The following is a 12,008-nucleotide window of genomic DNA, read 5'->3' as shown; positions in this document are numbered from 1 at the left end:
CCGTTCACTTCTAACGTGACAATATCGCCCAGTGATGCATCGCCACCGACGCTACCTGTGATGGTGACGGTGCCATCCGCTTCGGTGCCGTTAATGATGTCATCGTCGGTAATCGGATCGATAGTGATATTCACGACTGGCAAAACTGCGTCTTTCACCGATTCAGCTATAACTTCTGTAGCAAAATTACCGAGAGAAGAAACTTGCTCCTCCGATAATTGTGTTGCAAACGACGAAACCGTATCGAATTGAGTTTGTGCTATGGTTTCACTACCTGAGAACTCGACGGTATACGCTGATGTGATACTTGAACCTGAGGTACCACCAGCAGCTGTAGCGAACTCATCTCCCAATGCCGTGGGATCCAGTCCAGCCTCGATTTGAGAAATAATGTTATTTACATCCGCCGTTACATCAACAGGTTGTCCATCGATGATCTGCTTTGCTGAAAATTCACTTTCATCATTAATAGTGGTGATTTGGTCATGTTCGAGAACAACGACACCTTCAGCCATATCTGAGCTTGAATCGACGATAGACACATTACCTAGCTTGTCGATAACGACAATTTGATCAGCAGCTACATTTGCTAGTGTAAATAAAGTTCCGATACCCATAGAATTTGCCTCGAAGCTGTTAAAGTGACTACGTAATGAACCAGGTTCATTAGCACTTAACTATCTATAATAATTGTTTATTTTGACATTTACCTGACATTATAGCAGTAATCACACATATCGCAGTTTTTCTAATCTATATTTCGAATGGATTAACAAACTCTGACAAAATAATAGAGTAACGAGGAAAGCTCGATGAATATTTACTTGTTATAAATCAGAAATATAGATTCATCTATATTAGATATATTTAAATCACTAGGCTGAAGTAATTGTATTTCACATGCGTGGATTATTTTTATTTCCAAACCTAGAGTTCTGAATACGGTTGGTATATCCTTTATCGTTGATTATTAATAATTGTAGTTCACATTTATTTCTTACACTTGAGACCATCATTTTTATAAAATTGGTTTTATTTGCCTAGCCTGTTTAATAGGAGAAATGTCTTGAAAGCATTTCCACTCAAAATAGTCGCTTTTTCATTGTTGCTTGTTGGTAGTTCTGCTTACTCGCAAACATTGGAGCAAGCGGTCTCAGCAACTCTCGAGTCAAATCCAGAGTTAAAACAAGTTTTCAATGAATTTAAGAGTAAGGTTTCTGACTCCAACTCTTCTGCTGGTCGTTATTTACCATCTATCGATCTTGATGCAGGCATTGGATATGAAGCCATAAACCCTGCTGACTCACGCGGTACCGACGATACGGAAATGCTGCGAAAAGAAGCCACAATATCGCTTACTCAATTAATTTGGGATGGTTCAAATACATTAAATGATATGGACCGTACTGCTGCCGAAGCTGAAGCTCAACGCTACCAAGTGCTTGCGGATGCCTCTGATAAAGCTCTCGAGGTAGCAAACATTTATTTGGACACGGTTCAAGCATTTGAGTTAGTTCAATTAGCGGAAGATAACCTTTCAATACACAAGTCGATTTATCGTGATATTCAACGTCGCGCCGAGTCTGGTGTTGGTTCTACTGCTGATGTGAACCAGGCGGAAGCTCGTGTAGCAAAAGCTCAGGCCAACTTTCTTGCTGCACAGAATCAATTGTTTGACGCTCAAACTCAGTTTAAGCGTTTAGTTGGTGATGTTCCTCAAGATTTGATATTCCCAAATGCGGACCAAAATTATATTCCGGAAACACCAGAACTCGCATTGTCTCAAGCTTTAGAGAAACACCCGACATTGAAAGTTGCCCAAGTTGATGTCGATGCAGCTCGATTCCAATACGAGCAATCTAAAGCAAGCAGCTTACCAACGCTTTCGGTTGAAGCGAGCCATAGTTGGTACGATGACGCTGATGGGTTTGAAGGTCAGAGTACAGAAACCCTTGCTATGCTTCGCCTAAATTACAACCTTTTCAATGGTGGTAGTGATAAAGCGGATTCAGAAAGTGCAGCATACAAATTGAATCAAGCAAAGGATCTTCGAGAGAATACCTATCGTCAAGTAGAAGAAGGTATGGCTTTGTCTTGGAGTGCGTTAGAGCTTTCTATGCAACAAAAATCCTATCTTTCTGATCATGTAGATGCAGTGTCAAAAACGGTTATCGCTTATCAGAAACAATACCGAATTGGGCAGCGTACGTTACTCGATCTTTTAAATAGTCAAAATGAGCTATTCGAAGCTCGTCAAGATTATTTAGAGACAAAATATACTGAGCAATATGCAAAATATCGTGTATTAAATGCCTCAGGTTCTATACTTGATGCTCTACGTGTTGATATCCCTGAAGAATGGTCTGAAGAGGTGAAATATTAAAATGACTTATTTTAAGTATGCTTCGGCTCTACTATTACTCTCTTCATCATTAGCATTTGCTTCGGACATTGCTGATTCATCCAGTGATGAATATGAATATCTCGATGTTCCGGTCGCTAATCAACAATTTGATTTAAATGACGATGATGGTGTGATCAATGCTCGTGATTTGTGTCCTGAGACATCGATTCAAGCTAGTATCGACAATGATGGATGTGGTGCCTATTCAGATAGTTCTGACGAGAAAGCTCTTCATATCTTATTCTCGAATGCATCCAGTGAAATCAATCCAATTTTTATTGCTCAAGTCACTGAAATGGCGAGTTTTTTAAAGGAATTCCCAGCCGTAACTATCGAGTTAAGTGGTTTTGCAAGTAAAGTGGGTAACCCTGATGCAAACCTAGCGCTCTCTAAAAACCGTGCATTATCGGTACAACAGAAGCTGATTGATGAAGGAATCGATGCGAGTCGAATTTCAATTGTCGCATACGGAGATACACGTCTCGAAGCTGAAGGTGATGATCCGATTAGCCACGCTAAAAACCGTCGTGTTATTGCATCGGTAATTGGCCATAAAGGCGACATATCCAAACGATGGACAATTTTCACCACATTACCACGTCAAACAGACAACTAATGTGACGTTAATTTAAAGTAATTAAATGGCTAACATATGTTAGCCATTTTTATTTGTGTCTTCATTCTATTCATATCAATTTTCGCTTCGCAATGTTAACCTCCAATTTAAACTTTTAAGGGTAAACAAAATGGCTAGTCAATCTGAACAATATGCAGCAGAGATCTCTCAATTCATCTCTTCATCTCAATCAAATAAGCTAATTTGGGGATTAAGAGCCGAAGATGGTTGGCTCTCCTGTGAATCACAAGATCTCACCAAAGAGGTTATGCCATTTTGGTCAACTAAAGAAAAAGCAAGTCAACATACCATCGACGAGTGGAGTGAATTCGAAGTCATCGAAATTCCCTTAGATATTTTTGTAGAAGATTGGCTGATCACCTTAGATGAAGATGATGTGCTGATTGGTATAGATTGGGATGAAAACCTCGTTGGTGCAGAACTTGAAGCAACCACAGTTACGCAGTTATACAAATAGAAATAGAAAACCTTGTTACTCAAATATAGAAATATAATGGATTGAATATGCAATTTACCAAACTTACTCAACCCCTTTTTGACCACCTGTATCAAGATATTGTTGAATTTCGTTCAACATTTGATCTACCTGTAAACAATCGTTTATCGCTTGACCAAGCAGCGGATACCTTACACTCATCATTAGCGATTGAAGAGCTCACTGAACTGGCTGAAGCCCCAGATAAAGTTGAGCAAGCCGATGCGATTGTAGACACTGTTTATGTACTAATGGGCCGTTTAGTTCACCTCGGTGACGTTTCTATCAATGATAATATGGCCATTAGCTATCTGATTGAGTTACTGCTGCATGTTGCTGCTAATCGAGATATTGACTTTGTTCCGTGTTGGGATGAAGTACATAGCTCGAATATGAGTAAAGTTTGTCGTAATTTTGATGAATATAAAGAAACTGAGCAGTTTTATGCTAAACAAGGCGTGGAACTCATGCCCATTGAAAAATCGCCGTATATCATTGCAAAATGTGCACAAGACTTCCATGGAAATGGAAAAACGATACGCAAAGGAAAAGTACTAAAATCTGTATATTATCGTCCAGCGGATCTGGCAAGCCTTGTCTAACATAATCATCATTCCAAGGTTAAAATATTAAAATTACGATAAAAAAAACCACCTTGATTTTCATCAGGGTGGCTAAGGAGACTTTATTAAAGCCTAACAAGAACGAGAATGTATCTCTTTAACTAATGCTATTTACGTGCCAAAAATACAAAACACCTCTAACCGACTGACATATAAAGAAATAATTGAATTCCATGACAAATGAAGACTAATTTACACATCAGTAACGATCGACGATCGTGCAAATTGCACCAAACTAGTCAAAGACTAAATGAGTTCGGTTATTTACCTTTACCGCCTTAACTGATGTATCAAAGATTTTTCCAATCAGATCGGGCTCGATCACTGAATTTACCTCGCCAAAAGCTATTTGTTCCCCGTTATGGAGAACTAACGCCTTATCCGCATATTGAATCGCTCGGTTTAAGTCATGATTCGCAACCACAACCGCAATACCTAATTTCGCTACCTCATCGATTAATTGATACAGTAGCTTTTCCTGCCCAATATCAAGTGCAGCCGCTGGTTCATCTAAAATTAATAACTGAGATGAAGGGTTAAGCGAAGGCCAAACTTGAAGAAAAATCCCCGCAAGTCTGACTCTTTGCCATTCACCACCGGATAAATTTAAGATTGAGTCATTTAGCTTTTCACTTAATGATAAACGCTCAACTAAAAACCTCACTATCTGCTCAAACTCTTCTGGCTTAAAGTTGATATCTTCCGGGTGAGATAACATTAAATACTGATGCACTTTTACATGAAAGCTAGGTTGGTCGTTTTGACTTAAGTATGCTCTCAATGTTGCTTGACGTGATATCGACATTTGAAGAAGATCAGCACCAGCCATGTCTACTATGCCACGCGCGGGTAACACCCCAGCAAGCGCCGCCAATAACGAGCTTTTCCCACTTCCATTTGGGCCGATCAGGTGTATTTTCTCCCCTTTCTCAATCGAAAACGAAGATGAATTTAAACGAGTATCAACAGACAAGTTGTTAACGATAATCATGGCTTTTTACTAACATCCAAATAAATACAGGTGCCCCAAATAACGTAGTGACAACACCTAACGGCAATTCCGCGTTTGTTAATACAGTTCGTGCAATTAAATCTGAAAAGACGAGAAACATTGCACCAGCGACGGCTGAAGTGGGTAGCAAATAACGATTCTCTGTGCCAATAGCAAGGCGAACTATGTGTGGGATGACTAAACCGAGAAATCCAATAACCCCTGCTATTGCCACCGAGCAACCAACCAATAGTGATACAGCCACGATCAGTTTCCAGCGCAATTTATACACATCAATACCGAGTTGCTGAGCATGAATTTCTCCAAGCATAATCTTGTCCAATCGATTAGCCTGTTTGATTAACCAATAAATTACGGGAAATGGAATTAGTAAGACATAAAATTGTGTAAAGCTCACCCCACTTAAGCTGCCCATCAACCAGTACATTAACTGTCTTAAGCTAAGTTCGTCGGAAAAGTAAAATGCTAGAGTGACAATGGAACTTGAAATAATACCTAAAACCACCCCCACAAGAAGTAGTCGGGTTGTCGACAGTCGATGAACTCTTGCCATTGCCACTAAAACAACTGTAAAACTGATCGCACCTGCAATCGCTCCAGCCGTGTAGCCAAAAGTATTTGCTGCAAATGGAAAAAAAGTAATTAATACAACCATCGCGACGCTGGCGCCACCGGATACACCAATCACTCCCGGCTCAGCCAAGACATTTCTCAATAAAATTTGCAATGTTGCTCCACTAATTGCCAACGATGCGCCAATAACAAGCGCCGCAACGAGCCGAGGAATACGCAATTGAAATAGAAGTTGTTGTTCAAGCTGGTCGAGTCCATCAAATGGATTAATAACAAGATCACCGACAAGTGTATAGCCGATGCTGAGTAACAACATCGCTATAGTCATTCGCTTGATCGTTGACGCCCATGACTTCTGCTCTTGTTCCGCTATTTGAGAGAGATTCATAATTAGAAAGATATTCTTAGAGAGTATTAATAAGGGACTCACCTTAACGGCTAGTCCCTAAGTTATAAATTGAAAATTTTCAACTGATGGTGAATTAATCGTAAACTAACTGGCCTTGTTCAAAGCGTCCGTTAACAAGACATACCATTAACGCAGCTCTTTCTCCTATGGCGACATGGGTATTCGGAAAAATAACGGCCTCTCCATCATTCTTTGCCATCAGCGGCTTATCACCATCATGACCAAAGACTTCACCATGGATAAACGATGTAAAATTCGCGACATCTTGATCAAATAAGAATTTAAAATCGTCATGCATTCGTATGATACTTCGACTGACACGATAAATCGGAGTGTTGGTGTGCTCGACATTAATCTTTTCATTGGCTAACAGCATAGTAAGCGCTGACGAAAACGCAGCCAGCTTCGCCAAATCGTTTTCACCAAAGCGTCCTATTCGCCCTAGTTCCACAGTCACTGACTTCACTGCAAGTGTTGAAGCTGTATACCAACTAAATGTACTGGAAGGCGCGTTCGAAAGTACAACGGCTTCAATATTGCCAAGCTCTAGTACATCAAACAGCGCTTTATCTCGTACCGCATATCGCGACTTAGGACTTATTGCAAACGTAGTATGTTTTGAATCTCGTATCGCACAATGAAGATCGAAATGCCAACGCGACTCTATTGGAGTGTCATTCCAATATTCTTGAACAAGGTATTTAAGACTTTCAGCTAGCAGGTGTTCTTTCGTATCTTCTCGGGGAGTTTCATCAAACAGACGATTAAGGTTCTCATCAATATATCTTTTGTTTTGTTTAATCGCTTCAATATTGGCAATGATAAACAGGCAACGATGTGAGAGAGTGATATGTTCACTCTCAATGTCAGAGACCAACTTGTTTACGAGTTCAATAGGCGCTGTTTCATTACCATGAATACCACAGGAGATCACAATGCTCTTTGACGTACCGGGATGAAAATCAGCCGGAATAACCTCAAGAACACCATTTCGAAGTAATTTGAATACGGTGCCATTGGGACTAACAAAATTAACATCAGATGGTTCAGAGTGACTTTCTAGACTATCGGTTAAAAATGATTGTTTAAATAGAAAGTGATCCATTTAGCGCTCCCCGAATCGCACCTGAAAATTACCGAGCTAAAGTAATCGATGCAATTAACAATATAGTTTCTGTAATCGTAACATTAAGTTGGTTTTAATTGTGGCTAAATTTTCACAATGTGACACCAATACTCTTAACCAAAAAATGATGATTACTCCCATCAAACGTCACTTGAATATGGCTAATAGATTGATTATCAATACCCAAACTAGTAACCCATTGTGGGTTAGCCCAATCGACATTAAGAACATGAGCAAGAATCATTCTTATCGTTCCACCATGAGCAATAATCAAAGTCTCTTCGGAAAGATCATCGATAATTGAGTGCCAAGCTTCAATACAGCGCTGATTAAACTGCTCCAGTTTTTCCCCATTTGGAAGATGGGCAGACGCAGGGCTTTTCCAAAACTCTTCTAATGGCTGCCATTGATGCTTTTCAAGCGAATTAAATTCGACACCATCATAGATACCGAAATCCATCTCGCTTAAATTAGGATTAACGTTTAGAACCCTTTCTTTATTGTTTGTAGTAACCAATTTCGCCAGGTCATAACAACGACGCAAAGGTGAACTGTAAACCTGGGAAAATGAAATATCGCTGCTTGCGATACGTCTCGAAATTTCAAGTTGCAGCGACTCTTCAACTAAGACATCTGTTTGTCCATTGAGAGCTGGTTCTCCTAACGTTTTACCATGTCTTAGCAAATACACGTTAATTTGCTTCATAAAGAGCCTTTTAATGACATAGGAATGCCAGCAACAACCAAAACGACATTATCAGCCACACTCGCCACTTTTTGATTCATCCATCCCGCATGATCAACGAACAGACGCGTTGCCTTCCCCAATGGTACGACACCAAAACCAACTTCATTTGATACTAAAATGACATTCGCATCACTGTTTTCCAACTTACCAACTAGTTGCTCAACTTTCTCTAATAATTCCAATTCCTCGATATCCCGCCCGTCATTGTAAATAACGTTATTTAGCCAAACGGTTAAACAATCGACTAAAATCGTGTCTTTTGTTGAAAACTGTTCTAGTTGTTGTGACAGGTTCACAGGAGCAAGATGCTCTTGCCACTCACTCCCTCTACGCTGTTGGTGATGAGCAATACGCGCTTTCATTTCGTCGTCAAATGCAACCGCAGTAGCGACGTAATGTAATGAAGAGCTGCCTTTTTTACTGTCATCAAGTTTTGCTTTGGTTTCTGCGAAGCTCGATTTACCACTTCTTGCTCCTCCCAATATAAGCGTGATTGGCATACAACTTCCTTATAACCACTGGACTTGATAACAAGCGATCAAACATGTGTAGATTAATAATTCACTAATTTGTTGAAATGCCCCTAAGCAATCCCCGGTGAAGCCCCCTAACCGTAATATTAACCAACGTTTAAGCAAAAAGCGGCTGACTAAAAGTAAAAGTGCAATAAGTAACATGACTTTAAACGGAAGAAACGCAAGTGGAATAACCCCCGTTAACACTATTGCTATTAACTCCCCTAAAGACTGGCTTTGAGCTAAGGGCTTGCTTTTGCTCAAATCTAATTCACTTACATAGGGGGTATTATAAATAAGTGTTGCAGCTATGGCTCGGCTTGAAATGTACCCACATCCCAACACGATAATAAATGAAATCGTGTTGGACTCTAAAATGGAAGATAAAAGCAAGAACTTACCCAGCAAGACAAGGACTAAACTTACCGCACCATAGGTCCCAATTCGACTATCTTTCATAATCGTAAGACGCTTATCAACAGTCATGCCTCCACCAATACCATCGGCCATATCGGCAAGACCATCCTCATGGAATGCCCCTGTTACTAATACGCTCACCACCATCATGTAAAACAGTGAAATATTCACCGGAAGGATGGTTGTTAGGCCTAAGAAGAAAACATAACAAACCAACGCAATCACAGCGCCAACTAGCGGAAAATAGCGGCCACTTTGATTCATTCGTTCAGGAGAATAAGGTAAGTTCATTGCAACAGGTATTCGAGAAAAAAAACTCAGCGCCAATAAAAATAGTTCCCATTGGTATTTTAATTGGGGCATTTAAACTTCAACTCCCGCTTCAGCAAAGCTTGCCATAGTATTGTAGAATTCAGCAGCACAACGTAATAATGGCACTGCTAATACGGCACCGGTTCCTTCACCAAGACGCAACCCAAGCTGCAACAAGGGTTTGGCGTTCATCTCATCTAATACAATCTGATGACCTTGTTCCTCAGACTGATGAGCAAAGATCATATAGTCGCGACATGCTGGATCAATCCGCATCGCAATATAAGCAGCGGCGGTAACAATAAAGCCATCAACAATAACCGGCACACCATTTTCCGAAGCTGCAAGGAAGCCACCAACCAGTTGGGCAATTTCATATCCACCGACTTCGGCTAATATTTTGATTGGATCTTGAGAGTTGCATCGAGAAACGCCTTGCGCAACCAATTGACATTTTTTTGTATATTGCTCAGGTGTGATTCCTGTTCCCATGCCTACGCATTTCGATACATCTTGCCCACTCAATACAGACACTATTGCTGCAGCACTACTGGTATTACCGATTCCCATCTCACCAAACATAACGAGATTTGAACCATTCGTAATTAATGAGCCTACAAATTGTTTTCCGTATTCGATACCCTGTCTAGCAATATCAATAGTCATAGCTGGCTCAACTGCAAAATTATTGGTTCTATCACCTAAGCGTTGCTGAACGAAATTTTGGTGTTCTAACTCGACAGGTAAGAGTATTCCGGCATCGACAACGTACAACTCCACGTTATTTGAACGACAAAAACAATTAATACCAGCGCCACCATTCAAAAAGTTAATCACCATTTGCTGAGTCACGGCACTTGGTGCAATGCTAACACCTTCTTCCGCAATTCCATGGTCGCCGGCAAAAACAACTGCGGTAGGTTTTACGATTTCAATGGTATCGACCAATGCCTCTTTACCTTGACTTTGGATTGTCGCGAGCTGAGCAGCAACCACTTCAAGCTGGCCCAATGCACCGAGAGGCTTCGTTTTTTGATCTATTTTAGTTTGAATTTGTGCCTGAAATTTGCGATCCAACATGACGTGTACTCTGAATAAAGCGATTGACGAATAATGTTTAAAAAAGACTAACTTAACTATTTAATTGTTCGGAAATTCATTAGCTTAAAACATACATAATTACCAAGGTGTAATCGTATCACACCCAGTTCAATTATTGATATCTGAATAATATCTATTAGCTTATGAATCAATATTGTTTGCTTAGCAAATCAGCTAATGGTGTAATGATATAACATGTACAATTTTTCTATGAGCCATTTCGATGCCTTCCCAAGAACAATCAAGCTTTTTCTTCTTCGATTATGAGACCTGGGGAACCAGCCCAGCGCTAGATCGTCCTAGCCAATTTGCTGGTGTGCGCACCGATATGGATTTCAATATAATTGGTGAACCATTAGTTATTTATTGCCAACCCCCTATGGATTATTTGCCTAATCCAGAGGCTGTATTGATCACGGGTATTACACCACAAAAAGCCGTTCAAGAAGGACTACCAGAGCCTGAGTTTATTCGTTTAATTCATCAAGAAATGGCAAAACCACAGACGATCAATCTTGGCTACAACAATATTCGATTTGATGATGAAGTGACTCGTTATACCTGTTACCGCAACTTTATCGATCCCTATTCATGGGCTTGGAAAAATAACAATTCACGTTGGGATCTACTCGATGTGTTGCGAGCCTGTCATGCACTTAGGCCTGAAGGGATTGTTTGGCCTGATAATGAAGAAGGCTACCCAAGCTTCAAACTTGAGCACCTCTCGATTGCCAACGATATTGAACACGAAAATGCCCATGACGCGATGGCCGATGTCATTGCTACTATCGAAATGGCTAAGAAAATCAAACAAGCACAGCCTAAGCTATTTGACTATTTTCTTTCTATGCGCCATAAGAAAGCGCTCACCCCACTCATTGATATTGTCAATTTAACACCACTACTGCATGTCTCAGGAATGTTCGGTAGAGAACGCAATTATACTAGCTGGATTGTTCCATTTGCTTGGCACCCAACCAATAACAATGCCGTCATTGTTGTCGATCTATCGATGGACCCTACTCCTTTATTAACGCTAGATGCCGATGAAATACGACAACGCCTATACACAAAACGACAAGATCTTGCGGCAGATGAGCTTCCTATTCCGGTCAAGCTCGTACACTTAAATAAATGCCCGATACTTGCCCCCGCGAAAACTCTCACCGCTGAAAATGCGCACCAACTTGGTATTGACCGTTCGAAGTGTTTAGAAAACCTAAATACTCTGAAAGCCAATCAAGATGTACGTAGTAAGCTTACTGAACTGTTTTCACAACAAGAAGACTATCCAAAGTCTGAGAATGTCGATACACAGCTTTATAACGGCTTCTTTACTCCAGCGGACCGTTCTGCAATGGATATTATTCTAGATACACAACCTGAGTTATTAGGGCAACTTGATATTCAATTTAACGATCAGCGAATCAAACCGTTACTCGTTCGTTACCGTGCTAGAAACTACCCTTCCACGTTAACACAGTTAGAACAGCAACAATGGGCAAGTCACTGTCGCGATTATTTCGATCAGAATATCGATAGTTATTTCATGAACCTCGAACAACTTGCAGAACAATATCAATCTGATGAAAAAAAACTGTCTCTGTTAAAGTCCGTATATCACTATGTCAGTAACCTTGTCTCCTAACACAATTA

12 protein-coding genes and 1 pseudogene are annotated in these 12,008 nt (G+C 40.3%); 5 read left to right on the top strand and 8 right to left on the bottom strand.

The genetic code is table 11. The annotated features are described in order from the left end of the window. Positions 1-617 (bottom strand): annotated as a pseudogene (locus tag ACWU4D_RS13585) (adhesin); the annotation flags it as partial. A gap of 449 nt (positions 618-1,066) precedes the next feature. Here ACWU4D_RS13585 and ACWU4D_RS13580 point away from each other — a divergent pair. The 4 genes from ACWU4D_RS13580 to ACWU4D_RS13565 all read left to right on the top strand — a co-directional run bounded on the left by ACWU4D_RS13580 (position 1,067) and on the right by ACWU4D_RS13565 (position 4,118). After that, complete coding sequence (locus ACWU4D_RS13580; protein ID WP_456051972.1) at positions 1,067-2,383, top strand: TolC family outer membrane protein; 1,317 nt, start codon at positions 1,067-1,069, stop codon at positions 2,381-2,383. Position 2,384: 1 nt separating this feature from the next. Continuing rightward, positions 2,385-3,020 (top strand): OmpA family protein, encoded by a 636-nt coding sequence (locus tag ACWU4D_RS13575; RefSeq protein ID WP_456051971.1) that lies wholly within the window; start codon positions 2,385-2,387, stop codon positions 3,018-3,020. A gap of 130 nt (positions 3,021-3,150) precedes the next feature. Beyond that, the gene (locus ACWU4D_RS13570; protein ID WP_456051970.1) at positions 3,151-3,498 is read left to right on the top strand and encodes a DUF2750 domain-containing protein; all 348 of its coding nucleotides are present in this window, start codon (positions 3,151-3,153) and stop codon (positions 3,496-3,498) included. A 47-nt stretch (positions 3,499-3,545) separates the two neighbouring features. Then, positions 3,546-4,118: a nucleoside triphosphate pyrophosphohydrolase family protein gene (locus tag ACWU4D_RS13565; protein ID WP_456051969.1), complete on the top strand. Its 573-nt coding sequence runs from the start codon at positions 3,546-3,548 to the stop codon at positions 4,116-4,118. Positions 4,119-4,374: 256 nt separating this feature from the next. On the opposite strand, the gene btuD is transcribed toward ACWU4D_RS13565, so the two are convergent. The 7 genes from btuD to cobT all read right to left on the bottom strand — a co-directional run bounded on the left by btuD (position 4,375) and on the right by cobT (position 10,331). Beyond that, complete coding sequence (gene btuD, locus ACWU4D_RS13560; protein WP_456051968.1) at positions 4,375-5,130, bottom strand: vitamin B12 ABC transporter ATP-binding protein BtuD; 756 nt, start codon at positions 5,128-5,130, stop codon at positions 4,375-4,377. Further along, a complete protein-coding gene (gene btuC / locus ACWU4D_RS13555) occupies positions 5,117-6,112 on the bottom strand; it encodes a vitamin B12 ABC transporter permease BtuC (protein WP_456051967.1) in 996 nt (331 codons plus the stop codon). Before btuC ends, btuD begins: the two co-directional genes overlap by 14 nt. 94 nt (positions 6,113-6,206) lie before the next feature. Then, positions 6,207-7,238 (bottom strand): succinylglutamate desuccinylase, encoded by a 1,032-nt coding sequence (locus ACWU4D_RS13550; protein WP_456051966.1) that lies wholly within the window; start codon positions 7,236-7,238, stop codon positions 6,207-6,209. Between the two features lie 112 nt (positions 7,239-7,350). Continuing rightward, positions 7,351-7,965 (bottom strand): histidine phosphatase family protein, encoded by a 615-nt coding sequence (locus ACWU4D_RS13545; protein WP_456051965.1) that lies wholly within the window; start codon positions 7,963-7,965, stop codon positions 7,351-7,353. Further along, entirely contained in the window at positions 7,962-8,507 is a 546-nt protein-coding gene (gene cobU, locus ACWU4D_RS13540) for a bifunctional adenosylcobinamide kinase/adenosylcobinamide-phosphate guanylyltransferase (protein ID WP_456051964.1), read from the bottom strand. Before cobU ends, ACWU4D_RS13545 begins: the two co-directional genes overlap by 4 nt. Positions 8,508-8,516: 9 nt before the next feature. Beyond that, on the bottom strand, positions 8,517-9,302 hold the full coding sequence (locus ACWU4D_RS13535; protein WP_456051963.1) for an adenosylcobinamide-GDP ribazoletransferase: 786 nt from the start codon (positions 9,300-9,302) through the stop codon (positions 8,517-8,519). Then, on the bottom strand, positions 9,303-10,331 hold the full coding sequence (cobT, locus tag ACWU4D_RS13530) for a nicotinate-nucleotide--dimethylbenzimidazole phosphoribosyltransferase (RefSeq protein ID WP_456051962.1): 1,029 nt from the start codon (positions 10,329-10,331) through the stop codon (positions 9,303-9,305). Positions 10,332-10,575: 244 nt separating this feature from the next. On the opposite strand from cobT, the gene sbcB reads away from it, so the two are divergent. After that, complete coding sequence (gene sbcB / locus ACWU4D_RS13525; RefSeq protein WP_456051961.1) at positions 10,576-12,000, top strand: exodeoxyribonuclease I; 1,425 nt, start codon at positions 10,576-10,578, stop codon at positions 11,998-12,000. Positions 12,001-12,008 lie beyond the last annotated feature (8 nt).

Source organism: Vibrio phycocola, assembly GCF_053850235.1.
Note: the sequence above shows the minus strand (reverse complement) of the source record. Positions and strands in the feature narration are given on the sequence as shown.